Source organism: Sedimenticola selenatireducens (assembly GCF_963675335.2).
GTDB lineage: Bacteria > Pseudomonadota > Gammaproteobacteria > Chromatiales > Chromatiaceae > Sedimenticola > Sedimenticola selenatireducens.
Genome location: NZ_CAXXYC010000003.1, coordinates 957,336 through 983,439, shown reverse-complemented (window position 1 = coordinate 983,439; position 26,104 = coordinate 957,336). Strand labels below are relative to the sequence as shown.

The following is a 26,104-nucleotide window of genomic DNA, read 5'->3' as shown; positions in this document are numbered from 1 at the left end:
GTCTTTTATTCCGCCTGTTTGCGGCTTTCTGTTGCCAGCCGGCCGTCAATGGTCCGGGTGTAGAGTGCCAGCCACTGGGGCTTAACCGACTCCCAGCGATAGCGCGACACCTCTTCCCTGGCGTTGTGGACGAGTTGCCGGTAACGATCATGGTCCGACAATAGCTCGATTGCCGCCTGCGCCATTCCTTCGTAATCTCCGACCGGGCGAACCAGCGCACTTATGCCATCCCTGACCATATGGGGTATGCCGCCGGCATCCGTGGTCACCACCGGCACCCCGGCCGACATCGACTCCAGCAACGCGTTGGGCATGTTGTCCACTTGGCTGCTGTTGAGCATGAGGTCGGCCGAACGGTAGAGTGTCACCATCTCGTCCCGGTCCAGACGTCCACTGAACGTGACGCTTGATTTGATTTGCAGGCTGTCCGCCAGTTGCTCGAGTGCTGCTCTTTCCGGACCCTCGCCGGCGATAGTCAACTTCGCGGCAGGATAGTGTCTATGGACAAGAGAGAAGGCACGAATTGCGGTCTCGACGTCGTAGATCAGTTCCAGGTTCCGGCAGACCACCAGGTGTGGAGCATCACTGACCGGACGCTCTTTTTTGCCGCCCGAAAAATGATCGAGATCGATTATATTCGGCACCACCTCGGCATCAATTCCGAACCGGGCAAACACCTCCTTGAGAAAGCCCGAGGGTACGACCAACTGGTCCACCCTGCGCAGGGTGGGTCGAAGCCAGTGAATCTGCTTCTTGAGAAACGCTTCAGCCTCCCCTCCCCGGTAGTTTACAATCACCGGCACGTTGCGGATTTGTGCCAGCCAGATAATCGGTGCGGCAAACAAGTGCCAGGACCAGCCGGAATTCGCCATCAGGTGGACCAGTTGAACTTTCCCCAGCCCCCTCCAGGCCGCGGTCAGGTAGGGGAACAGCCTGAACAGTGCGCGCAGCCCCCGAATGCGCCCGGCCCAGGCTGGCCGGTAGGGAGAATTGCTGCGAATGAGTTGCACGCCAATACCACTCGCTCGCAGCAATTCGGCCAGTTGCCTTGTCTGGTTGGCCATACCGCCAAATGGCGGCGGCAACGGCCCTGCGAGTGCAATCTGTTCGATCCGCCCCGACATCAGGAGGATCTGTCCTGTAGCTGCTGTGCACCCCATGCTCCGGTACTACGGCCAGCCAGAAGTTGTTCATAGACTGCCTGGTAGTTGGCCACACTGACAACCCAGTTACGCTCCTTCTTGACGTACTCCAGCCCCATTTTCCGAATCTGTTCCGAGTCCTGCGGATTGGCCAGCATCTCAATTGCGGCTGTCGCCAGGGAAGCTTCGTCACCGGCCCGAAAGAGCCGGCCATTTTCACCATCCCGGATCAATTCACGATGCCCTCCGACATCCGATGCCAGTACCAGCTTTCCCTGGGCCATCGCCTCCAGTGGCTTGAGCGGCGTCACCAGGTCGGTCAGCCGCATATGCAGTCTCGGGTAAACGAGAATATCAACCAGGCTGTAATAGCGGGGTACCTCGTCGTGGGGAACCCTTCCGGTGAAGATCACCTTGCCTTCCAGCCCGAGATCATCCACCAGTCGCCGCATCTGGTCATTGTCGGGACCGCCACCGACCAGCAACAACCGGGTATCCGGAGCCTGCTGCAGTATCCGATGAAATGCCTTCACCAGGAGCAGCAGGCCCTCGTATGCATAGAAAGAGCCGATGAAACCGATGACCTTCATACCTTGAAGCTTGAGCGACTCTATCAGTGTTCGATCCGCCTCCGGTCTTTGGGTAAAGTGTTCAAGATCGACCGCGTTGGGGATCACGGTAATCTTTTCCGGGGCAACACCCCGCTCCTCGATATCCCTTTTCAGACCGTGACAGATGGTGGTCACCGCATCCGCGTGCTTAAAGACCCAGGTTTCCAGTGCCCGGGTGACCCGGTAACGCAAACCGTTCTCCCGACTGGTACCGTGATCGACTGCCGCATCCTCCCAGAAGGCACGACACTCGTAGACTACCGGTAGACGATGCGACCGGGCGGAACGGATGGCCGCTATACCATTCAGGCTGGGAGAGTGGGCGTGAAGAATATCCGGCTTTTCGATTTCGATCACTTCATCCAGCCGTTTCTGCAGCGAGGTGATCACATCGACCTGGTTAAACAGAGGCAACCGTGAGAAGCGGGTGCCGGATGGCCGGGTCCGATAGAAGGTCAGGCCGTCCACCTCCTCCTTCTCTTGAGACTCGGCGATATGCTTGCTGCTGGTGACATGGGCCGTCTCCCACCCCAACTTTCGTTGCTGTTCCAGAATGGCGCGGGTCCGGAAAGTATAACCACTGTGCAGCGGTATGGAATGGTCAAGTATGTGCAGAATTTTCATCAGGCCGCCACCTGCTGTGCCATCTCTTTCTTCAGGAACGAGTGAAACATCAACAGCGTCCATATACTGGCACTGTAGTCCCTGATTCCAGACTGGTGGTGATCCACCAAAGTATGCAGGTAGCGCTCATTGAACAGTCCGGACCCCAGCATCTCGTCGCTGAGCAGGCTATTTCGGACCTTGTCACGCAGCGGCCCTCTGAACCAGCTTGCCAGGGGGACAGCAAAGCCCATCTTCTTGCGATAGAGAATATCGTGCGGAAGCATCGGCTCCAGGGCCTTTTTGAACAGGTATTTCCCCTCGCTTCCACGCAGCTTCATCTCCGGAGGCAAGCCGGAGATCCAGTCCACCAGGTGATGATCCAGTAACGGTACCCGAACCTCCAGCGAATGGGCCATGCTGGCCCGGTCAACCTTGGTCAGGATGTCCCCCACCAAATAGGTTTTCAGGTCCAGATACTGGACCAGGGAGAGGGGGTGATCGGTCGGTGCCTGACCGGCATGTCGCCGGAATACCTCGATCGCCTGGTAACCTTGCAGCTCCCGTTTCAGTTTGTCACTGAAAAGTTGATCGCGCATCTGGTTGGAGAGTATGGAGACACTGTGCATGTAGCCCTGCAGGGTATCCCGGGCCATCGACTCGAAGGTAGACTTGGCTCTGAATACCCGTGGCGCCCAGTCAGCCTTCGGGTAGAGGCGGCCCAGGGTACCGAACAGCGGCTGCCGAATGGCGGGCGGCAGCATAGCGCGCATCCGTTCTTCATAGGTATGCCAGCGATAGCGCCGGTATCCGGCAAGGTTCTCATCACCTCCATCACCTGACAACACCACGGTGACCTGTTGCTTGGCCAGTTGGCAAACCCGGTAGGTCGGTAGCGCCGAGCTATCGGCATAGGGTTCATCGTAAAGATCGGCCAGGTGGTCGATCAGGTCGAAGTCATCCGGGTCAACCTGCTCCACCCGGTGATCGGTACTAAACCGCCGGGCCACTTTCTCGGCGTAAGCCGACTCGTTAAACTTCGGATCACCAAACGAGATTGAACAGGTATTGACCGGCTTTTGTGAGAGCCCAGCCATCAGGCCTACCACCGCGCTCGAATCGACCCCCCCGGACAGGAATGCGCCCAACGGCACCTCGGCAATCATGCGGATATCGACCGCTTCGCGCAAACGTTCGATCAGTTCATTGCCGGCATCCTGTTCCGTCATTGCCGCGTGCGGTTTGAACGAAACATCCCAGTACTGTTTTGGAGCTGCTGTTATCTGTCCCTTGCGCAGGGTCAGGCTGTGACCCGGTGATAGCTTGTGTACCTTCCGGTAGATGGTCCTCGGTTCCGGTATGTAACCGAAGGTAAAGTACTCCTCGACAGCGGCCGGATCGATCTCACGACCCAGGCGCGGGTCCACCTTGAGTGACTTGAGCTCGGAGCCGAAGATAAAGAAACCATCATCAAGCTGGGCATAGAAGAGTGGTTTGATACCCAGCCGGTCGCGTGCCAGGAACAGTGTCTCCTGGTTGCGGTCCCACACCGCGAACGCAAACATTCCCCGGAAGTGTTCAACACAGGACTCGCCCCACTCTTCCCAGGCGTGCACGATCACCTCGGTATCCGAGTGGGTGCGGAACAGGTGGCCTTTCGACTTCAGTTCACTGGAAAGTTCCGGAAAGTTGTAGATCTCCCCATTGTAGGTGACCACCACCGAGTGATCCTCGTTGAACAGGGGTTGCTGCCCGCTGGCCAGGTCGATGATGGAGAGACGACGATGGCCCAGGCCTACGCCTGGTTCGATATGAATGCCCTGCTCATCCGGCCCGCGGTGAACCTGGGTTTGATTCATCCGAGACAGCAGGCTATCAGATATCTCTCGTTGGCCCGTTGTATCAAATATCCCTACTATCCCACACATAAAATCGGCTACTTTCTTTGTTGTTGGCGAGGGTCTTTGGCGGCATCTTACGGAGACCGGTAGACCATGCCGTTAAGAGGCGCCTGGTCTCAGGCATCAGCCCTGAAAATGGCAAAACTTTTTTCTGAAATTAATTTCACTGGTTATTCACCAGACGATCCAGTGTCGTTTCCAGCGCCGGCATCAACTGATCCAGGAACTCTTGCTCGGGATCTATAATGTCATTGCGCGCAATTTCGCGTGGAATGGAAATAACCACCCGGGCGCTATCTTGCCGACCAAATGTTAACCGATAAAACGCTTCAAGCAGTTTCGCCTTATAACGGCTTGACGTGTAGACATCCCCAATCCGATACCATGTCAGAACCTGGTAAATCTGATCAGCGCCCTTGATTGTAATCTGGTCTATTTCCAGGGGCCTACCGTTGATCTGTATAGTGACTTTATTGCTGTCGGTAATGCGCCACTTTCTTTCATCTTTTTCCAGTAACAGATTCTGGCTATTGATCAGCTCGGCGCCCTTGTTGCGATGGGCATAATGACCAATTGATACTCCGATCTGTTGTTGATCATTATGATACTGTCCGTGAACAATCTGACTGGCACCATTGAATTGTGGCAGCCATGCATCACTGGAAGCGGACGCTGCTTCCCAGCCGGCAAGCCGCCCTGGTAAGACCAGTTGTTTATCGTCAATCAGGGTTGCCCGATTATCCATGGCGTAAGCCAATATCGGCCAGACCGAGGCACTTAGCAGGACGATGGAAAGGGCAGCGAAAAACCGATTATATTTAACATCACGCCGGGAATCGGCTTGATTAACATCTTCATTCGGTTTCTGATGCGGATCACGCCAGATTGCACCTATCGAAAAAAGGATAAGCATTACCAGACCAAAAAACAGCCAGCCGTAGACCAGATGATCAACCCCGGTCGCAATCTTCATGTCGCTGAGATGGCCGAGCATGACAATAATGTATGCGCGGAGACTATTAGCGATTATCGGCACGATGGCCGCTGCCAAAATGAACAGGGCCCGTTTGGATAAACGGTTATAGGTCATATAGGCGTAGAGTGCACCCAGTGTGACAGAGGCGATCAAGTATCGTACACCACTGCAGGCTTCCACTACCGACCAGTCACCCGAGGGAAGTGAGAAAAACAGCCCCTCCCGGTATACCGGAACCCCGGTCAACTTGATCAAATACACGGTCGCGGTCGCAGTGATCTCCATCAGCGGAGGCACAAGATCCTCACCCATGGGTACCGCAAAGAAGAGAAAGGCCAGAGGAAATGCCAGTGCCCAGGTAATCTGGTTACCCAGTAATGTCCATATTCCAAAAATAAGGATGGAAACCAGAGCCAGCTGTTGAATCACCAGGGCATCGGCGAGATAGCCGATCAGCCAGAGAAAACCGCCACCCACCAGTAACAGCAGTACCCGATATTCAGGTTGTGGGACAAATTGCCGCAAAGTCGAGCGTTTTTCCCAGATTAACCACAAGGTGATGGGGACAATAATGAAACCGTGCGCAAAGGTTTCCGACCGATACCATATGGATACCATTGACCAGGCCGTCTCATAAAACAGACCCAGAATGGCCGCGATCAGAATGATGGTCAGAACCAACACTGCAGGCCAAGAAGATGATTCTGAATACACTTCCCTTTGCGAGTTCATAGATTCAATCTGTGCTCCCTTTTTCCGCCTCCAGCCATTGACATACAATCGGCAGGTTTGCTTCCCAACTGAAATCGGTTTTTACACGGACACGCGCATCCTTTCCAAGGCTATCATACGCACCGGCAACAAGCCTGGGAATATAGGAGAGAATCTCTTTTGCGGTATTAGCCAGCAACAGCTCTTTTCCCGGTTCAGCATTGATTCCTTCAAAACCTGGATCACTCACAATAACCGGTTTCTCCATGGCCATGGCCTCAAGAACTTTGTTCTGAATCCCTCGTGCAATCCGCATGGGAGCCACCGCGGCTCTGGCGAATTGCAGGTAGGGTCGAATATCTTCCACCCTGCCGGTCACTTCAACCCTATCCAGCCTGGCCAGTTGTTTGACTGCCTCGGATGGATTACTGCCGACAATGTAAAAACGAGCCTGGGGGGCAAGTCGAGTTATTTCCGGAAAAACCTCTTTGGCGAACCAGATCACCGCATCGATATTGGGCCAATAGTCCATGGCGCCGGTAAATACCAGGACTTCATCTCCATCATGATAGGGATTTACGAAATCCTCGGAAGGGGAAAAATAGTCCGCATCGACACCATTATTATAATATGCGACCTTTTCATGATCGGTAGATATCAGGCTGCGAAACATTGCTGCCTCAGCGGAAGAGACAAACAGGCTGGCATCGAAAATGGAGGCCAGGGACTGTTCATAGTCCAGTAACTTGTTGGCTTCGCGACGGTAAACCCAGCTCATAGGCCACTGCTTTTTCAAGGCATACTGGCGCCATTTATCTGAATCAATGTCGACAAAGTCGATCACCCGCCGTTCCAGTCTGACGAGTTGTTGTGTGACATATTGCGCCATGGCTGATGAGTAGACGATGACACGAGCTATCTGCTGTTCCGCGACAATCGAGTCTACCCATTCACTCATCTGTCTATCGGCATAATAGGGGAGCGTCAGTGGCTGCCCTTTAAGCAAGCCGGCTATACTCTTGACCCGGGCTTTTCCTGGATTCAGTTCAATGAAACAACACGCCTCACACTCTGTTTCGAGCAGGGAGACATACTCCCAGTCCTGGACATCATCTATAAACGCGCCCAAGAACACCCGGTAGTGTTGACGAAGATAGCGCAGCAGATGATAAGAGCGAATCTTGTCCCCCTTGTTGGGGGGATAGGGTATCCGATGGACCAGATAGAGCAACGCAGGGTTCATGCAACGATCAGCCCAGTTTTCTGGCTAACATAGGGCCAATCGCATTGGCGATCGAAAGGGGAAGCTTCTGCCAGGCCTTGATGAACATCTGATACTTGGGATTGTTCGGATTGATTTCCGGAACAGTCGAAGATTTCACCAGGTAATATTCATAGTGCAGCGGTTCCGGGGTAAAACCCCAGTTCTTTTTGAAGCTGTAGGAACCCGCTCCTACTTTGCTACGACCATAATCAAAGACCCTGATGCCACGCTCGCCGCAACGACGCATCAGTTCCCAATACATAAAATCGTTGCCTTTCAGATTCCGTGCAAGGGGAATACTGCCGCCATAGTAAGGCAACACTTCATCTCTGAAATAGAAACTCATGACGCCGGCAATATCCTTACCTTCATGGGTCACCATCAGCACATCACAATCATTACCAAATATCTCCCTGAGTAGCTGGAAGTACTTCAGCGGCATGACCGGTGTACCCAGATTGCGGACGCTCTCGGAATAGATGCGGTAAAATCTGTCACATCCCTGGACAATTTCACCCGACAGACCGGCATTGATCCCTTTCCTGACCATGGCCCGCTGTTTTCTCGGTATTGCCTTGAGGTTCTCTTCCGGATCTTGAGATATCTCTTTCCTGAAGGTGACATACAACTCTTTGACAGGCCATCCCTGATTGGAAGGCACTCTGTTTTTCAGCTCTAACGCATCGACACCCAGTTTATCAGCAAGTCGGCAGGCGGCCTGTCTCAGAGTCATCGCTGATTGATCATCCCCGGCAATCACCCCCCCATAGACACAGAACGGAACCGAACTCAGTGAATTTCCAAAGAGCACACTTTTCACATGGCCCAGCGGCAAAACTCCGGTGATTCGCCCCGCCCGTTCACTATAAAGAAAATAGACTTCATAGCCGAAAGCCTGTTCGATAACTTCTTTCCAGCCGGACAGATGAAAAAAAGTACCATCTACCGAGTCTTTTACAAACTGGTCCCAACGCGCATAATCCGCGCTGGTGAGTTGCTGGACCGTAACCGCTTCACTCTCTACTACAGTAGATTCCATTGCTTTCCTGTTTTAACTGGTCCTTCATAGATCGAGTTCTGCTGGTGTGTACAGCCTACCCAATCGCGGAAGATAAAAATACCTGGTCCATCCTGCCCCAACGAAAATCAGCAAACAGGCGATTAAGTCGCTTTTCGGTGTGATTAAGATTCAGATAGTGCCTGAACCTGGTTTTTAAACTGATGTCTTGCTGGCGAGGCTGCCCGGGGTCGATTTCCCAGGGATGGAAATAGAATATTCCCGGCTGCTGTTCCTCGATATTCACCTTACGCAACAGTGCTCTGGAAAAAATATAAGGAAAAAAGCGGAAATATCCACCACCACCCGCCGGTAGCCGGCGGTTGAACATATATGAAGTGGTAATTGGAATCTCAAGGAATTCCGAGTCGTCTATCGGATGATAGGCAAACCTTGGCGCCGATGGCATACCGTAGTGGTCGTGAGAGATGGGGTAGATGCTGGAACTGTAGCGATAACCGGCATGCATCAGCTCTTCGTGTGCCCAGAGATTATCGCTACCGATTGAGTAGCTGGGAGCACGATAGCCCATGACCGCCACGCCACCGATATCTTCCAGTAGTTTTTTGGTGTCGATTATCTCTGTAATGAACTCTGCCCTGTGCTGGTTACTGGCACGTTTGTGCCAGTAACTATGGCAGGCCAATTCATGGCCGGATTCAACTAGGGAGCGAATAACGGCAGGATAGCGCTCGGCAACCCAGCCCAGGGTGAAAAATGTCGCTTTTATCCGATACCGATCCAGCAATCCGAGAATAATTTCCATATTCCGTTCAAGCCGGCACTCCTGTTGATCCCATTGTGACCTGTCGAATCGGTGCTCAAATGCGGAGACATGGAAATAGTCCTCCACATCAATGGTCATAGCATTGGTAATGGCGCTCTGTGAGACAGAATGTCCCGACACGTTCACCCCGCCTCTTGTGTTTTGATGATTCGCCCCTGAGCCCACTTAATGATCACTTGTGCAATCCGCTCGGCCGCCTCTCCATCCCAATATTCGGGCACTCTGCCCCGTTTCCCGCCGGTGGCAAGCACATCATCTACGCTTGCCTGGATTTTCTCCGGATCGATGCCAACGACCGTGTTGGTACCCTCAGTCACTGTAATCGGCCGCTCCGTATTCTCCCGAAGCGTGATGCAGGGTACACCGAGTGCCGTTGTTTCTTCCTGGATACCACCGGAATCGGTCAGAACCAGCCTGGCGTGTTTCATCATGCCCAGCATCTGCAAATAGCCCTGGGGTGGCAGACGCAGAATTCGGGATGAAGTGAGCAGGTTTTCCAGACCGAACTCTTTGATCCGTTGAACCGTTCTTGGATGTACCGGAAAGACCAATGGGAGCTGTTCGCTGATCGAGTTTATTCGGGTGAGCAGAGTTTTCAGATTATCCGGGTTATCGACATTGGATGGCCGGTGCAGGGTGACCAGCCCGTAGCCGGAGTTAAACGCTGCCTGATCGATCGCTTCGCCTGCCGCGGAAAACAGCATGCCCGGTTCGGCTGCCCGATCAAGATTGTAACGCAGGGTGTCAATCATGACGTTCCCTACAAAATAAATGCGTTCGGAAGCAATTCCCTCACGCAGCAAGTTGGCTTCAGCGCTTCTTTCTGTGGTGAACAGCAGATCGGATATCTGGTCTGTCAAGACCCGATTGATCTCTTCGGGCATGCCCCGATCATAGCTGCGCAAACCGGCCTCGACATGAATCACCGGAATCCCTTTCTTAACCGCCACCAATGCACAGGAGATAGTTGAATTCACATCACCCAGCACCAGTACGGCCGTCGGCTTCAGTTGGTCCAATACCGGTTCAAAGCGCAGCATGATCTCTGCAGTTTGCACCGCATGACTGCCCGATCCCACGCCCAGGTCAATATCCGGTTCCGGAATATGCAGCTGGTCAAAAAAAGATTTTTTCATCGCTGCATCATAATGCTGCCCGGTATGCAACAGCGTTGCAGCGATGACATTTTCGTGCTGGCCGAACACCCGCATGATAGGGGCGATTTTCATAAAGTTAGGTCGCGCCCCAACAATACAGAGTATTTTGGCGATTTTTTCGGGCATGATTTTTTAGCCGGTTTTCTACAAGGTATGCATCAGGCTCAGAGAGAGGCGATTCTCTTCATAGCTCTGTCCGAACTGATTCGAGCTGCGATCGGTAAAGCTGTAGTTGAACCTGAGATGGGTCTTCTGACCCAGTTGACGATTCACACCGGCCTGCAGCCTCCAGATATCCGACTCCCGATTGCCTGTACCACTCTCTTCCTGCTGATTCCAGTTCAGGCTGATGTCGCCGGATACTGTCCCCGACAAGGTGCGACGCAGGGTTGCCCCGAGTCCCATAGTGGATACTTCACGCGTTGAATCCTGGTAGGTCTGGTCCGACATGTCGGCATTCAGGGTCAATGTCGTACGCTTGCCCTTGAGACTGTAGCTGACTGCAAGTCGCTCATCAACGAAGGTACTGATACCGATGGTGGGTAGATCGACTACAGTAAAAAACGGATCGCCGGTAACCGGGTTGAGTATTGGATTACCAAACGGATCGGTCACAAGAAATACCACCTGATTACTCAACAGGGTCGTGGAGTCCGTCAACTCTGTGGTGTAACTTGCGCTTAACACCGAACGCTTTGACCGGTGGCTCAGACTCAGTCGTTTGGTATTGCCAAAGAATCTTTCCCCAATGCCAAAATCAAGCGATGTCCTGGCGCTGGGTGTCCACCGGGCACCGATATCCCAACTGGACCCGTCGTGACTTGACTGAACCGACGCAAAGTCATTGGATTCAGTTCCCACCGATCCGTTGACCTGCCATTGACGGTTAATCTGATAACCCAGACGCAGATCCAGGGCGCTCAGCTGGCTCACTTCCCCCTGATCATTGTCGGTGGTTTTGTCGCTGGCGTTGACACCCCAGGACCAGTCGGCAAATTCCGGGCCGCTATTAATCGCCAGATTGAAAGTGTCACTGCTGGTGTCACCAACACTACTTTCCGAATGATTCAATTCATTGTAGGTATAGCGCAGCTCCATATCCGCAATGCCTTTAAGGCGACTCCTCAGATAAGGGCTGATTTTATAGCTGTAGGTGGTGGTCCTGTTGCTACTGTTGCTCAGGTTGTCCGTACCTGTAATGTTCAACGGGTCGATTGCATTCTGTGTTGCCGTGGCATTCAGATCGAGGAATACAACCCGTTCATACAATTCCGCATTGGCATCGGCCTGCAGGCGGGGATTGATGGAATCGTTGTTGCCGCCCTGCCCGTTGATCTCAAGGGCGCCGGTCAGATCCAGCCTGGCCCGTCCGCCCTTTCCATGCAGGGAAACACTGGGCGTCAGGGTCGGTGTCAACTCACTCTCCCCACCAGTACTGGAAAGGTTCACGTTGTCGCTATAGACCGCACCGGCACTGACACTGGCTGATCGGGTCCATTCAGCAGCAGAGACTGTTGTGGACAGGATTATCAGCCCACTCCCGAGAAGGGCGCTGTTAAGAAAATATAATCTCCTCATTCTGGCCATCAGATTGAGCCCCTATCCATTTCCTGTTTGACTACGCCCGTAGCCATAACCATACCCGTACCCGTAACCATAACCACCTGCCCCGTTCCTCGTATTGGAAGATTTATTCAGCAGGAGACCAATGACTTTTTCCCCTCCAAGATGACTGAGCGCTTCTACAACCTTACTTTGTGGAGTATGTTTTTCAGCCACAACGAAAACGATCTGTCCCATCAGATTGGCCAATACGCCTGCTTCCGTGGTAAACAGAATTGGCGGTGAATCAAAAATAATCACCCGGTCCGGATAGCGTTGAGCCAATTCGATCATCAGCTGTTGCATGTCCTCACTGGCCAATAATTCGGTAGAACGCTCGTGGGCATGTCCTGCCGGTAATATACGCAGGTTGGGGATACTGGTGTGTAGCAACACATCACTGATCCGGGTTCCCTTATTCATTAACAGATCAATAAGACCAGGGCAGTCATCTGGAATACCCAGCAATGCGGCTGCCGATGCCTTGGCAACATCTGCATCAACAAACAACACCGTCTTATCCTGCTCCATGGCAATACTGATAGCCAGATTGATCGCGGTAAAAGTTTTTCCCTCACCTGGCTGGGCGCTGGTGACCATGATCAGATTTGGATTATCAATCGCTGCGGCACCCTTACCGGCAATATTCATCAGTAGCGGTCGCTTGATAATCCGATTTTCTTCGGCCACTCTGCTGCGAGGTTCATCCGGAGTCACCATGCCGAGTGATTTCAGATGTTCCAGCGGCAAATCGACTACTTTTCCGGTTCTGTTTTGTGGGGCAAGTTTTTCAGGTTGTTCAAATGCGGGTGGAATCGGCTGTCCCTGCATATCAACATTAGATTTCACCGGTGCCTGTGAACTGGCTGTAGAGTCAAGTGATCTACTGAAATCGTTCGATAGATCATCCTGCTTGCCAACCTGGTCGGCATTAAGCTTTTCGATCGCTTTTTCAATAATGCTCATAAGATCCTGGCCCCAAGACTTTGCACTTTCCCTAATAGATCAAAGCCCATGTCGTGCATCAGATTGACCCCGACAAAAAGCGTGCCCAACAGCAGCACCAGAGAAACAAACATGGCACCGGCAAGTCTCTGCCTGCGTTTTTGTGCTTTTGAAAGCACAAATGCCACCGAACCCAGCACAGGCAATCCGGTTATTCGATTCAGTGCGCCGCGGCTATAGAATACAGGCCGGATCAATGAAGTCAGCAATGCAAGACCGATTCCTGCCGCCAAGCTGGCCAGAAAAACCGCGCCATTAAGCAACAGTTTGTTGGGTTGGGACGGCTTGAGTGGAACAAACGGAGGATCGATGACACGAAATTTCACCTCTGACGCATCCTGTTCGGCCTTTTCCGAAAGATGTGCCGACTCCCGCCGTTTCAACAGCGCCTCATGCTGCTGCGAAACGGCGTCATAATCACGATTCAGCTGTTGTAGTTCCGCCTCGATCAGGGGAATCTGATCGATTTTTGCCTCCAGCTCCTTGACCCGTTTCCCATACTCTGTCGCACGCACCCGGAGTTCAGCCACTCGCGCCTCTGATTCCGAGAGCATGCTGCGCATCTGCTGATAAACCGGGCTGCTCTGCAAGCTGGCCTGCGGAGCTGACGGTTCGGCCTGACGCGCCTCAAGCTCTTGCTTTTTCTCTTCTTCGAGGCTGGCAATGATGGATTGTATTTCTATCACATCAGGATGACGTTCGGTGTACTTCAACAACAGCTCATCCAGGCGTGTCTGGAGGTTCTGGATGCGTTGATCCAGATGCGACGGAGCCCCAAAATCATCAGCTCCTCCGGGGATAAATACAGGCTCCTCACCAGACAGTTGACGCTTCAACTCGGCACGCCGATTCTCAGCCTCACGAAGTTCGAGTTGCGCGGAGCCCAGTTGTCCCTTTGCCATTTCGAGACGTTGGTAGTAACCACCCTGTTCCCCCGGCATGGTACCGACATAACGGCGCTTGAAATCCGCCAGCCTGGCCTCGGCTTCAGCCAGCCGGATTTCATATTCGGCAATCTGCTTATCCAGGAACTCCTGGGCGCCGGCACTATCCTTGCGTTTATCGCCCAGTGTACTTTCGATAAATATGGAGATTAAAGACTGTACAACACGCTGCGCAACGAGCCGGTCAGAATGAGTGTAAGCGATTGAATAGAGTGAGGCATTGTTGCGCTGCCCGCTTAGCTCAATATTGTCACGCAATTCTGTTATCAGGGCCTCTTTATCCTGCTCGTTCCTGACTTTCAGATCCAGATCGACCATGCGCATCAGCTTTTCCATATTCGGTCGGCTGAGTAGCGTCTTGCTCATCAAGGCGACTCGTTGGCTCACATCCGGCTGAATTGCCAACCCACGCAGCAGAGGTCCAAGAATGGTGTTGCTATCAACATGCAAGCGAGCGGTAGCCTCATATTTATCCGGCAGTTGTGCTACAACTATCCATCCGGCTATCGCGATTATCCATGCCGCCACCAACGCCACCCAGCGAAATCGCCAGACGCCGTAAAGATATTCTTCAATCTGTTCTAGAAGTTCTTGCATATATCCCTGCTACGCCCATATTTCTTGAGGCATCAACCTCAATATCCCTACCGGTGCCAGTCTGATATCGATTGCGATATTTCTGTCACTACACATCGGAACTCGGCCAGTTACCCGACCGAGACCCGATAAGCGTATGATGCCACCCTCTCGGTAATCTGTTCGCCGACCTAGAACCATGCCTCGGGGATAATCATGATATCGCCAGGCATCAGTGCAAGATTCGCGGAGATATCCCCATCCTCTACCAGGTCTTCCAGTCGCACGTTATAGATTTGTTGTTCACCGTTTATATTTCGGATCAACACTGACTTGTTACCATCGGCAAATTCGGTCAGACCACCAACCTGGATCATCAGATCAAGCAGTGTCATGTGTTTTCTGAACGGTACCGAAAGCGGCTCGGCGGCTTCGCCCACGACCCTGACCTGCTGAGTGGGAACGCCGACAAACTCATCGACAATGACCGTGACAACCGCATTTTTCACATACTCGGAGTAAGCCGCTTCCACGTCCCTGGCTAACTGGGTTGGCGTCTTGCCGCTGGCCTCTATATCTTCGACCAGACGTGTCGTAATCTTGCCATCCGGACGCACGGGAACCGTGACGGTCAGCTCCTGATTCCCCCAGACAAAGATGTTCAGTTCATCGCCAGGACCGATAATATAATCAAAGTCTGGTGCTACCTGGGGCTGATCACTGGTCACCTGGGGATATTTTGATGCACAACCGGCAAGTAGTATTACCAGCGCCCCGAGAAGACACTGGGTTAACAACCGATGCGATGATAGTGTTTTATTGATAGGCACGAGCATGTTCTCCCTTACGCTATTTGTTGTACAACCGTTCAATGGGCACATTGCCAATACAAGGAATGACCTGATAGTCCCTGCCAAAGACTCACGCTACTTCCCGGTCCATATTGTTTTCCATCAGCCTTATCCGCGAAAGATCGACCGAAAGCCTGCCAGAAAAATTCATTCAATATATGAGGATGATAGCCCAACTTACTGGGCTTGTTAATAAAATAGACCTTTATATTACCCTAGTGGTATCTATTCAACCAACTATAAATGGCCTGATCGTAACATGCGAACCGCAAAATCGAACACCATTGGCAGAAAAGATTCAGGACAAAACCTCCAAAACTATTTTACATCCTATTTATTTTGGAAACAGCCGCTTCCAGCCACCAGTACCATGAGACTAAAAATGCATGCCCGGCCCTTCAGTTCAAGCCACTCCCGCCCTCGTCCCGTCGTTTCATGAACAGCGGCTCCTGTTTGATGACTGCCGGATGCCGGGCGTAGATCAGAATCAGGAGAGCAGGCAGGAGCAACAGATCAAAGAGCAGCGCGGCGATCAGGCCAATACTGGTCAGTAGCCCAAAATGAGTCGTCGGCACAAACTCGGAAAGTGTCAGTACAATAAATTGCGCACTCAGTATGATGGTCGTTGTCATAACGGCCCTGCCGGCCTGTTTATAGGTTTTGACAAGGGCAACGATCGGGCTGATACCCCGCCTTACACGACTGATAAACCCGTGATAGACATGGATTGTATCATCCACGGCAATACCAACCGCGACACTGGCAATCATCGCGGTGGCCATATCGAGCCAAAGCCCGAACAGCCCCATGACAATAAAAATCAGCAGAATGGGTGAAAGATTGGGTATCATGCAGAGCACTGCGCTGCCGATCGAACGCCACTGTATCAGCATCAGCAGGAATATGAGTCCCAAGGCGCCGAACAGACTCTTCACCTGGCCTTCGATCAGCAGATCTTCCTGATCCGCAAACAGCCGCCCAAACCCGGCTATTTCCCATTCGATGCCGCTTGTCGGATACTTGCCGTGATAATCTCTGATTCGCTCCATCAGTTCTGATAGCGCATTGGCGCCATGCACGTTCACATTAAGGCTAATGTGTGCAACGCGGTACTCCTCATCGACAAAATCAAACAGGTCCTCACCGTCATAGACCAGCAGATACTGGCTGATCAACTCCATATTGTCCGGTATACGCCGGTACTCCGGATTCTCCGCATTGAATCCCCAGTGCATCTCCTCGACAAAATCGGCCATGGAGATACTCTTATCCACCTCGGGTTGAGCCTCCGCCCAGCGCTGGAAAGCCCGCATGTCGTTCAGCACCCGGGGCTGCTTTAACCCGCCCCGCTGGTTCGCTGTAACCACAATATCCAGAGACGCAGTGCCAACCAGCTTGTCCTCGATATGCCGGGTGGCCTTTCGAAGCGGGTGGCTTGGGTAGAAAAACTCCTGGAGATTGGTTTCAACAACAATATTGCCGATCTGGGGCAACAGCAATCCAAGCACCACGACGACCGAACCAACCACGTAGAGCGGGTAACGGACACCAATATGAAACAGCCTCGTGACCACTCCATCCAAACCAGCCAACCCCGCTCTTCTGCTTGGCCAGGCGGCATAGTCAAACCGGGAAAAGATATTTGGCACCAGATGGATAACGACAAAATAGATCAGCGCAACCCCGGCGGCCGAGATCAACCCGAACACCTTAATTGGGGGAATTGGACTCAAACCCAGTGAAGAGAGACCAGCCACCGTCGTCAAGGCAGTATAAAAAGCGGGTCGCCGGACTTCGCTAAGCGCACTGCTGACCCGGTCCGGCCCAATCAACCCCCTTTTTGATGCATAGTGGAGGGCATTAAACAGATGCACCAGCGCGGCAACCGTCAGTGCCGACAGGAGCGGCGGAATGATGCTGGAGATCAGATTGAACGGCTGATTGAATACCACATAAAACGCCACCGTGGAGCTGACGACAACCCCAATAACCACGCCGGCCACTATCACGGCAAGCCAGCGATGGAATAACCACCAGATCAGAAACAGACCAATTACCGTAGTGGCAGGTATAAAAATCATATTATCCCGCAACATGGATCTCATCTGCGCCACATCCGTGGTGATCTGCCCGGCCATTCCGGTCAGATATCCAGCCAATCGTGCCTCATCCACCTGCTCCAGAATAGCGTCTTCCAGGGCTAGACGCTCCAGGCTCGAGTCGATGGCAACCGGTATTACCAGCATCGACACCGCCGTGCCGTCCGCCGCCACCAGGGTATTTTTGGCGAAGCGGTCGGAGAGTGCACGCGCCAGCCTCTCGTTAGGCCGGGTTTTGTCCAAATCCTCGATATTGACCAGCGGTTCAACCAGAAAGCCCTCCTCAGTCCCGTGGATATGATCCTGGGTGGTCATATTTACTACTTCATCAATCAACGGGTTGGCCGCTAGCGCTTTGGCCAAGCCATTGAATGCCTTAGCAAACCCGTCAGAATAGAGCGCCACGCCCTCGAACAGCAACAACACCGCCTGATCACTGGGGAAATAGCGCCGCAGTTCATCATCAATGATTACTGACGGCGCATCTGACGGCAGATACACCTTGGGGGCGTTATTAATATTGAGGTTCAGCAGCAACCCGTTGGGCAATATGGTGAACAGGAACAGGAACAGCACACTGAAGTAGAATTTCCAGGGCAGATTCAGAAAAACATTCTTCAGCCGCACGTCTGCTTCGGTAATGAGCGAAAACTCGATCGTCTCTTCACCATCGAACAGGGTAGAACAGGAATTAATAATGGCTACCAGATGGCTGCCATCCGCTTTCAGCAATGTCACCTTGGCCCGGGGATATTCCCGAGCACTTCTGGACACCTGGCCTGCCGCGGAAAAATGCTCCCGCAACCGATCCTTGTGACGATCCACCACCAGATCAAGAACCGGTATGGCTTCAAGCTCACTGAATGATTGATAACCCAATAGGGCTAGAAAAGCAGGATTGGCATAGACAAACATGCCATCATGCTGAATCGCGATCGGTTTGCGATCATGGTCTAACCTGGCGTATCGGGTGTCAGCTTGCATATAACTCTCTGATTACCTGTCTGACTCCGACATCTTCACGAACGGGGCACACCATCTGATGATCGCAGCGCTCCCGGTAATTTCATCGAGTCTCTGCCCGCCAGCTTGATAGGTATCAGAACTTTGCCCGCCACCCGACAGCCAGGATCGAATTATCCTGATGAAATGCGCCAGGCGTTCCTGCCGCACCCTCAAAATAATGTGCTTCCAGGTAAACCTCCTGGGATTCCCAGCCGGTATAGGCAAGTTCGGGATTAAGATAGAGGTCATGGGTATCCAGCCCCTTGTAGAACCGCCCCTTCAGCCGCCACTGGTCCTGGGCAAAGGGAACTTCAAAAGAGCCACCGAACAGATAGATCTCCGTTCTATCTATAACAGCCGGAGCATCATCATGATTAATGCCTGTCAACTGCAGGTTCACCCGGGCATCCCCATCGCCCGGAAAAAACTCCACGCCGGCTCCCCAGTTCAGGCTATTAACCGTAGCGTATGATCCGTCAATACGGGTGACGGGCGCATCACTCATCCAACCGGCCTCAAACCGCCAGATTGCCCCCATCGCCTCTACACCGACATCTCCACCCAGCACCCAGCTGCGCGGATATTTCGCCTCAAGCACGCCACGCGTGCTGTTGTAGTTGAAGTAAGGCAGGGACTGCCTGACTTTCTGCACCGTCAGGGCGTAATCCATCCCCTCACCTGTTCCGCTATAGCGGATGCCAAAACCACCATCCGAATTGGATGCATCGACATCCACCGGAGCACTCTTGATCAGCGCCACGCTAGCCGGCGTTGAGTTTAAACCAAGAATCTGGCCGGATTGTCGGTTGACCGGGAACCAGACGCTTGAGGCCCCCGGCAGTTCAGCCTCCCTGAACCAGGGCAGAAAAACCACATCCAGCTTCTTCTCGCCAAAGAAGTGTTCATAACGGATCGCTGCCGATGCCCGACGACGATCGGCAAGATCATCCATGATATAGCGGGAAAGGTCATGAGTGCTCAGTCGGTCCGTGGGGGGGAATTCATCAATCCGTCCCCAGACAATCTTCTGTGCTCCAGCGGTTAGTCTGAAATTATCCGAGCGATAACGGATGAAGGTCTCATCATAGTCGAGATCGGCATGATCCCAGTCACGGTTGCCATGCTGTGAGTAGCCATCCAGGCGGACGGACGCCCGCAGATCCCAATGACTGGAAGGCGTCCAGAGCGCTGTGGCCTGCCCATGCAGATAGCCCAACCCGTTGGCGTCTGAAGCTGAATGGGTAAACACGCCATACTCGCCCCACAATTCGTCCAGTTTCAGGGAGAAATTGCTGCTTTCCGCTACTGCCCTGTCACCCACTTCGACACTCGGTTGCTCGTTTGTCTCAATCAGAATCTCCTGCCCGGGTTCAGATTTGTCAGCGCTTCCACTCCCCTCCTCAATCAATAGTTCCTGATTATCTTGATCGTCAATGATCAGTAACTCCCCCGCCGGGGTCGCAGGCGTTCCTTCATCGATAACCAGTTCATCTTCAATAATCAACACCTCTTCATCCGCGGTCAGTGCAGATATTGGAAACAGCGCAACACAAAGCCATAGCAATGGGGCAGTGCGGTCGAATTGATTTCTGAAGTTTGCCATGTGGCTATATTCCCTATATTTATGAATCGTATTCCAGATCAGGGGCGGAATGCCTTTTCATTACTATCATCAGTAAGATCACGTCTGGAAAAGAGCCTGTCGGGTAGTCCCTGGTTGTATTTGATCTTTTCCGTCAGTAATTGGGTACGGTGCCCCGATTCCAGGTCAAACATGGTGCTCTCCAGAATCGACCAGTAGCCCTGTATTTTTTTAATTCTTCTGGCAGTGAGCATCTTGCTCGGTTTGTCTTTTCCCTTCTCGAACAGTTCTACTTTCAACGGAACAAGAATTTTGCGATAGATACAGCTAACTCGTTTTGAATAGACCGAGTTTTTTGGATCCCTGGGTATACTGACCAGTATCTCGCACGGCACTTTGCCGACCGAACCTTCTCCCTGAAGGTAGTGATAATCCATCTCGACTTCCCGGTCGAGAAGATCCTCATAAAAAAAGTCTGACCCGACAAAGCGTCCACCCTTTCTTGATGATGAAATCCGCCTGACCTTATTCAGTGCCGGCAGATAAAGCCACTGATCGCTCTCATCTCCCGGGTGGTCCTGAGTGAGCAATCCGGTGCCGCTGATATCGTCCGGCTGGATAAATCGCATCAGGGTCCAGCGCTCTCCGGCACCTTTCTCTTTCGCATAGCTGTAGAGCACCCGCTGCCTTGGTCGACTCTCCTTACCCTGAAGCCGCATCACAACCAGCGCACTGAAGTCATCACCATTTGGCCGATCATAAACCGCTTGGGCCAAGGCTACTCCCTCGGGATTACTTGGGGGCTCGCCCCCAAGAACGACCATAGGCAAAACCAGCAATAATCCAGCAACTATCTGTCTGACTGTGCAATTTGCGATCATGAATATGCTTCTGCCTTAACAAAACAGGCCAATTATCTTAATAATTCATATTTGAAATATGATATAACTACTTGAATATATTGCAAGTTAATTTGTAAAAACATTAACTATTGCGGGCAGTCTCCTCGATCAGCACTCCCATAGGTATTATTTGAGCTAGTCATACTCCATTCAAAATGGGGTATCCCGCTGATTATGTGGATATAAACACTGCAGCGATGAGATAGATATCGCATATCGACAACGGACAAGGCGGACATCCGCACGAATACAGAACCCTGTCCGAACAACAATAGCCGATACCTTCGTCATGGTTTGGAGTACGGTTATTAATTTCAGATGCGGGATATTCTCCACTCAATTTTCAAATCAAAATCGCCTCCCGAAACATGCAAATCCACTACTGACCAACAAACACCTGTCGGTTTTTTTTACACAGGGCGCCCGCTTCCGCACAATAGGTCAGATAACCCATTGATTGTAATTGTTATTAGTCTAATGGCTTGATACTTGCTAATTGATATAGTAGTTAATCAGGTTATCCCATGGTGACCGGAAACGGGCCATGGATTCGGCTTGGATACCTTATTGCAGTGCGATAAACAGTGTCGATAACCTAACCCTACGGCAGCTTGCATAAGATCGTTAACCAGCTGTTTTCAAGGTGATAGTTATGCGTTATGTGGGTAAAGCCTATATCAGATCGAGTTAAGACCTGAATGTGTTGTTTCATACTATCGGATATCTTTACACTAAAACCAGCGGGGGTTTTCCAGCAAGGGAATAACTGCTACTTTATTTTTAAGACAGGGAACAATTCTGTTGCCGGCTCAGGAACAGACTTGAGATAAAGCTGGATTTCAAGTTCAGATAACCTACAGAGTGACAAGTAATGTCGAAGAATCGAGAGTTAAACAAGGATTCAAAGTTGAACAGCCCGACCGAGGAAGGCATCTCATCGAGTCGGAGACAATTTACCAAAACCGGCCTGCTTGCCTCTCCCGTACTGATGTCGGTAGTGTCACGCCCAGTGTTTGGTGTCGGTTGTCTCTCCAATATGCTCTCCGGCAATATGTCCGATCCCAATCGTGGTGAGTGTAATCTTGGGCTAAGCCCGGGTTACTGGAAGGAGCATCCTGAAGCCTGGCCAATTTCAGCGGGATTCAAACCAGACAATACAGTTCCCAACTCCTGTAATGACTGTATTTCCGGAAATGGCCCTTCTGCGATCTGGGTTTGTACAGACGGCGCGCTGTTCAACAGTTATTTCACCACTGGCCCCCAGGACCCCCAGGGGCGTTCAATGCATGAACTACTCTGCACCGAACCAGGTAGTGACGAATTCCACATCATTGCTGCATTACTTAACGCACTGACCGACCCAAATTATGTTCTGAGTGAGAGCCAGGTAAAAATGCTCTGGGCAGACCCGACGCTCGGCGGGCAGATCACCGATTTCAAGGCATTTTTGAACAGCACCTGGACCTGAGGCCGTTCCACGCAACAACTGCATGAGCGGTAAACAAACCAGCCAAAAGCCCGGTGTCAAGGGTCGTTATTGGCGATAAATCGCTGTACTTCCTTTGGCACTGCCCACTCTTCGTCACCGGTAAACGCCTTCCTGAGCAGATGTGGGATCAGCAGTTTCAGCGGCATACGCAGATAATGGGATCTCACAAAGAGCATCCATCGCGCCAAGCCGGTTCCCCACCTGTTGCAGCTTGCGTGATCCGGCTGCAGGGCTCGCAGAAACAGACCATCCATTACAGATACCAGTAGACGCCCCGGCATTCGCTCACGCATCCACGCCTTCGCTTGATCCGGCACCACCACACCCAGCAGAATGTCTACATAACGTAGCCCATAAACCAGCGGACGCACCAGATCCATCTCTTCGGCCCGATCACAAAGCGCTTGCCAGAAACCGTCACGCGTCGCAAAGTGCCGCAACAGTTCGGCGATATCCACCAGGTCCCGCAGCCCGTGCTCCAGTTCACCATCATGAAACAAGTGCGTGGCGCTGTGCAGGATCATATCCACATCACACAGCCAATAGAGATCACCCTCTCCCTCAATGTTCACAGCCTGTGACAGCAGTTTTTTCGGATCAGGTTTCAGCCTTGCTGTCAGGGGCAGGATGGAGTGGTGAATATCCAGCACCGTCTGGCGCCTGATCTGCTTCATCGGGGGGATCTCATGCATCCAGGTACGGTAGTAGCGCTGATCGTATGCACTGGCATGGGTGGTACGCCACCCCCAACCCATCAGCCGTTTTTCAACATCCTCGAGGGCCGATCCGGGTACCAGAATATCGATATCATGAAACAGACGACCGCGGCTGATCGGCAGCTCAGCCATGACATAGGCAGCACCCTTGAGCAAAACAATGGGGATAGCCAAGCTGTGCAGGGCCTCTTGCAGTTGCGATACTTCCCAGCGGACCGCCAGCACACTTCGCCGGGCAATCTTGTGTGCGGCCTTGAAATGCAACCCCGGCCTTTCTGGTATCGCCTTATCCAGTCCCCGGTCCATGAATACCACATGAAGATGGGCCAGCAGATTGGCCGCCTTCGCCTGTCGAACCAGAAGATCCCACTCTGTCGCCGTGAATCCGGCCACGGCTTCTGGTGATTTGAGGACTTGCAGGACGAGCGGTGCATTCATGATCAGGTGGTGACCTCCGCATCCTCAAGAATGCGCTCTATGGTTACCAGGGCCTCTTCCAGACTCGAATACTGAAGCGAGTAGTTTGGGCAACTGTTGACCAGTGACTTTGCTGCGTCAAACCCTTCCTTGCCCAGGATATGGCTATTAAATGCATTCTCCTGAATCTCCATTAACGCTCTGTTTTTTGCCTTTTTTACCAGGTTGGTATCGCTTCCTGCCTCGTATTTTGGGAAAATAATCGCGTGGGGCAGGCAGGTTATGGATGCATTTTGAATGCTCAATAGCGATGGCCTGAGATGTGCCACGGTTCCTTTGGCCGTGTCTTTTGCCGCAGGCCCCAGTTCAGCCCCCGCAGAAAAGCGCCGGATTACGCCTATCGAGTCATTTTTCAGGCTGACGGGTCTCGGTACAGGAGTAATGGCACGGGAGACAGGATCCAGCAACGCCATCTCATCCGACAACAATCGCCACCCCCGCAGACTCATGGCCGCGCAAAGGGTGCTTTTTCCTGAGCCGGGTACACCCGGCATGATTATGCCCTGCCCGTCTTTCTCAAGCACCGCGGCATGCACGATCAGATAGTGATGCGCCGTGGTGGCAATACACCAATTGAGTCCCCACTCGAACATGGCAAAGGCATGAACGTAGGGCAACGGCTTGAACGGAGCATATTCATCCAACAGAAAATTGGCCTGAGGCTTTACCCAGCGTCTCAGACCACCTGAATTTTTCAGCGTGATGTGGAAATCAAAAAATCGTTCGGATTCTGCGGTCTCATACTGAGCGTAAAAAAAGGCGATGTGACGCAGCAGATCGGGAATAACCGAGCGCAGACTTATCCAGAAGGGACCAATCTTTATTGGAAGCCCGTTTCCGCGCAACCGACGAGCCATTTCACGGTGGCTGAGATCAATTATTTTCACAGCGTGTCTGAAATTACCAGGCCTAACGACCGGAAGGTACGCAGAGAGGCCATGACGGCTTCAGCCAGTTCATTGTCGTTGTCAATCTCAAAATAGTCAGAGGCGAATGCCGCCAGTTCGGGATGTGTCAGCTGTTCAATCTGCAGCCGTTTAAGCAGAAACTCCCCCAGCGGATTCAGCATCAGCGTATCACCGGACCCCTGGTGAAACAGCACCGACTCCTCTTCACCCGGCCAGTTGCCCCAGCAGAACTGCTCCGACCCATTCGCAAACCATCTCCTTTCCGTCTTTTCGGTTGTTTCCATACCCACTCATTGCGCTGATTTCTGTAGTGTGTTTTCGGTGATTTCAGTCAATTAGCTGGTTCCCACCCGATCCGCTACGGTAGGATAACGTTTATAAAGCTGCGAATGAACACAAATTGACTTAAAAGTAACAATCGTTTTCTGAAACAGCCCATGCCAGTCTGGCCACGCGATCATCAGGGGGATTATGCAATGAACACACTTTTGGCCCGCCTTGGTACTGCCCTCGGGATAATCGGCATTCTGACCTGCCTGACAGCAGGCCTGGTCCGTCTTTCCGGTGCTTACTATTTATCTGGCTACAGCGCTCAAAGTCTATTGATGATCGGCATCGCCTCCATCATTATCGCCTGCTTTTTTAAACTGGAGTACCTGTCCCGGCAAAGCCACTAACAGATCCGCCATCACCGGTAACCATGGGGATTGGCACACTGCCATCGCCAGGTGTCCTGGCACATCTGCTCCAGCCCTCGCTCTGCGCGCCAGCCGAGTTCTATAGATGCCCGGGCAGGGTCCGCATAACAGGCGGCGATATCACCAGCCCGGCGATCAACAATCCGGTATGGCACCTCACGGCCACTCACCTGTTCAAACGCCTGCACCATCTCCAGCACCGAATAACCACGGCCGGTACCCAGGTTATGGGTAATCACACCGGGGTTCTCCGCCAGTTTAGTCAGCGCCGCCAAGTGCCCCTTGGCCAGATCAACCACATGGATATAGTCCCTGACCCCGGTGCCATCCGCTGTCGGGTAATCATCACCATATACTGACAGCCGCTCCAGCCGCCCCGAAGCAACTTGTGAAATATAGGGCATCAGGTTGTTCGGTATGCCGGCAGGGTCCTCCCCAATCAGGCCGCTTTCGTGCGCACCCACCGGATTGAAATAACGCAGGATGGAAATATCCCAGCCGTCATCTGCGGCGTGGAGATCCCGCAATATCTCCTCAATAATGAGCTTTGACCGGCCGTAGGGATTGGAGGCTGACAGGGCAAAATCCTCGGTGATCGGCAGGGAGTCGGGATCACCATAGACAGTCGCAGAGGAACTGAATACCAGGCGCTTGATGCCTGCCTCCGCCATCGACTCCAGGAGCGTCAGGGTGCCGGTGATATTGTTCTGATAATAGGCCAGTGGCAGCTCAACGGACTCACCCACGGCCTTCAGGCCGGCAAAATGGATCACGGCATCAATCTCGTGCCGGGCAAATATCTGTCTGAGGGTATCCCGGTTACGTATGTCCCCTTCGATAAAAGCCACCTGCCTGCCGCTTATGGTCGCCACCCGGTCGAGTGAAATCCTGCTGCTGTTACAGAGGTTATCGATAACGACAACTTCATGGTCTGCTTTCAGCAACTCCACACAGGTATGGGATCCGATATATCCCGCACCGCCGGTAACCAGTATTTTCATTGACTATTCCTATCTGTGCTGTCCATTGATGAAACCATAT

At 52.5% G+C, this 26,104-nt stretch carries 21 protein-coding genes; 2 read left to right on the top strand and 19 right to left on the bottom strand.

What is annotated here, in order from left to right; all coding sequences use genetic code 11:
• Window positions 1-5: 5 nt before the first annotated feature.
• The 15 genes from ACHZBF_RS08210 to ACHZBF_RS08140 all read right to left on the bottom strand — a co-directional run bounded on the left by ACHZBF_RS08210 (window position 6) and on the right by ACHZBF_RS08140 (window position 20,649).
• Entirely contained in the window at window positions 6-1,124 is a 1,119-nt protein-coding gene (locus tag ACHZBF_RS08210; RefSeq protein ID WP_321528168.1) for a glycosyltransferase family 4 protein, read from the bottom strand.
• A complete protein-coding gene (locus ACHZBF_RS08205) occupies window positions 1,124-2,377 on the bottom strand; it encodes a TIGR04063 family PEP-CTERM/XrtA system glycosyltransferase (RefSeq protein WP_321528167.1) in 1,254 nt (417 codons plus the stop codon). The genes ACHZBF_RS08210 and ACHZBF_RS08205 overlap by 1 nt, the downstream gene beginning before the upstream one ends.
• Complete coding sequence (locus ACHZBF_RS08200) at window positions 2,377-4,284, bottom strand: XrtA/PEP-CTERM system amidotransferase (protein WP_321528166.1); 1,908 nt, start codon at window positions 4,282-4,284, stop codon at window positions 2,377-2,379. Before ACHZBF_RS08200 ends, ACHZBF_RS08205 begins: the two co-directional genes overlap by 1 nt.
• A gap of 136 nt (window positions 4,285-4,420) precedes the next feature.
• Window positions 4,421-6,013, bottom strand: a complete 1,593-nt coding sequence (xrtA, locus tag ACHZBF_RS08195; protein WP_321528165.1) for an exosortase A — start codon at window positions 6,011-6,013, stop codon at window positions 4,421-4,423.
• A complete protein-coding gene (locus ACHZBF_RS08190; RefSeq protein ID WP_321528164.1) occupies window positions 5,970-7,187 on the bottom strand; it encodes a TIGR03087 family PEP-CTERM/XrtA system glycosyltransferase in 1,218 nt (405 codons plus the stop codon). The genes xrtA and ACHZBF_RS08190 overlap by 44 nt, the downstream gene beginning before the upstream one ends.
• 7 nt (window positions 7,188-7,194) lie before the next feature.
• Window positions 7,195-8,247, bottom strand: coding sequence for a FemAB family XrtA/PEP-CTERM system-associated protein (locus ACHZBF_RS08185; protein ID WP_321528163.1), 1,053 nt, complete (start codon window positions 8,245-8,247; stop codon window positions 7,195-7,197).
• Between the two features lie 55 nt (window positions 8,248-8,302).
• Entirely contained in the window at window positions 8,303-9,172 is an 870-nt protein-coding gene (locus tag ACHZBF_RS08180; protein WP_335342961.1) for an XrtA system polysaccharide deacetylase, read from the bottom strand.
• A gap of 2 nt (window positions 9,173-9,174) precedes the next feature.
• Window positions 9,175-10,338: a non-hydrolyzing UDP-N-acetylglucosamine 2-epimerase gene (gene wecB, locus ACHZBF_RS08175; RefSeq protein WP_394707570.1), complete on the bottom strand. Its 1,164-nt coding sequence runs from the start codon at window positions 10,336-10,338 to the stop codon at window positions 9,175-9,177.
• Window positions 10,339-10,353: 15 nt separating this feature from the next.
• Window positions 10,354-11,787: a TIGR03016 family PEP-CTERM system-associated outer membrane protein gene (locus tag ACHZBF_RS08170; protein ID WP_321528161.1), complete on the bottom strand. Its 1,434-nt coding sequence runs from the start codon at window positions 11,785-11,787 to the stop codon at window positions 10,354-10,356.
• Between the two features lie 21 nt (window positions 11,788-11,808).
• The gene (locus ACHZBF_RS08165; RefSeq protein WP_029132455.1) at window positions 11,809-12,777 is read right to left on the bottom strand and encodes an XrtA-associated tyrosine autokinase; all 969 of its coding nucleotides are present in this window, start codon (window positions 12,775-12,777) and stop codon (window positions 11,809-11,811) included.
• Entirely contained in the window at window positions 12,774-14,357 is a 1,584-nt protein-coding gene (locus ACHZBF_RS08160; protein ID WP_029132454.1) for an XrtA system polysaccharide chain length determinant, read from the bottom strand. The genes ACHZBF_RS08165 and ACHZBF_RS08160 overlap by 4 nt, the downstream gene beginning before the upstream one ends.
• Window positions 14,358-14,527: 170 nt before the next feature.
• Complete coding sequence (locus ACHZBF_RS08155; protein WP_335340008.1) at window positions 14,528-15,166, bottom strand: XrtA/PEP-CTERM system exopolysaccharide export protein; 639 nt, start codon at window positions 15,164-15,166, stop codon at window positions 14,528-14,530.
• A 419-nt stretch (window positions 15,167-15,585) separates the two neighbouring features.
• Entirely contained in the window at window positions 15,586-18,270 is a 2,685-nt protein-coding gene (locus ACHZBF_RS08150; RefSeq protein ID WP_321528160.1) for an MMPL family transporter, read from the bottom strand.
• A gap of 115 nt (window positions 18,271-18,385) precedes the next feature.
• The gene (locus tag ACHZBF_RS08145; protein ID WP_321528159.1) at window positions 18,386-19,894 is read right to left on the bottom strand and encodes a hypothetical protein; all 1,509 of its coding nucleotides are present in this window, start codon (window positions 19,892-19,894) and stop codon (window positions 18,386-18,388) included.
• A 38-nt stretch (window positions 19,895-19,932) separates the two neighbouring features.
• Window positions 19,933-20,649 carry an outer membrane lipoprotein-sorting protein gene (locus tag ACHZBF_RS08140; RefSeq protein ID WP_321528158.1) on the bottom strand — a complete coding sequence of 239 codons (717 nt, stop codon included), beginning with the start codon at window positions 20,647-20,649 and terminating at the stop codon, window positions 19,933-19,935.
• 1,033 nt (window positions 20,650-21,682) lie between these two features.
• Between ACHZBF_RS08140 and ACHZBF_RS08135 the strand changes: the two genes are divergently transcribed.
• Window positions 21,683-22,243 carry a hypothetical protein gene (locus tag ACHZBF_RS08135; protein ID WP_321528157.1) on the top strand — a complete coding sequence of 187 codons (561 nt, stop codon included), beginning with the start codon at window positions 21,683-21,685 and terminating at the stop codon, window positions 22,241-22,243.
• Window positions 22,244-22,299: 56 nt separating this feature from the next.
• Here the strand turns inward: ACHZBF_RS08135 and ACHZBF_RS08130 are convergent, their stop codons facing one another.
• From ACHZBF_RS08130 to ACHZBF_RS08120, 3 genes are read right to left on the bottom strand one after another with little or no spacing between them, the layout of a single operon-like run.
• Entirely contained in the window at window positions 22,300-23,418 is a 1,119-nt protein-coding gene (locus ACHZBF_RS08130; protein WP_321528156.1) for a nucleotidyltransferase domain-containing protein, read from the bottom strand.
• A 2-nt stretch (window positions 23,419-23,420) separates the two neighbouring features.
• The gene (locus ACHZBF_RS08125) at window positions 23,421-24,344 is read right to left on the bottom strand and encodes an HprK-related kinase A (RefSeq protein ID WP_321528155.1); all 924 of its coding nucleotides are present in this window, start codon (window positions 24,342-24,344) and stop codon (window positions 23,421-23,423) included.
• Window positions 24,341-24,649 (bottom strand): HPr-rel-A system PqqD family peptide chaperone, encoded by a 309-nt coding sequence (locus tag ACHZBF_RS08120; protein ID WP_321528154.1) that lies wholly within the window; start codon window positions 24,647-24,649, stop codon window positions 24,341-24,343. The genes ACHZBF_RS08125 and ACHZBF_RS08120 overlap by 4 nt, the downstream gene beginning before the upstream one ends.
• A 192-nt stretch (window positions 24,650-24,841) precedes the next feature.
• On the opposite strand from ACHZBF_RS08120, the gene ACHZBF_RS08115 reads away from it, so the two are divergent.
• A complete protein-coding gene (locus ACHZBF_RS08115; RefSeq protein ID WP_273437633.1) occupies window positions 24,842-25,042 on the top strand; it encodes a hypothetical protein in 201 nt (66 codons plus the stop codon).
• Window positions 25,043-25,053: 11 nt separating this feature from the next.
• On the opposite strand, the gene galE is transcribed toward ACHZBF_RS08115, so the two are convergent.
• Window positions 25,054-26,064 (bottom strand): UDP-glucose 4-epimerase GalE, encoded by a 1,011-nt coding sequence (gene galE / locus ACHZBF_RS08110; protein ID WP_321528153.1) that lies wholly within the window; start codon window positions 26,062-26,064, stop codon window positions 25,054-25,056.
• Between the last annotated feature and the right edge of the window lie 40 nt (window positions 26,065-26,104).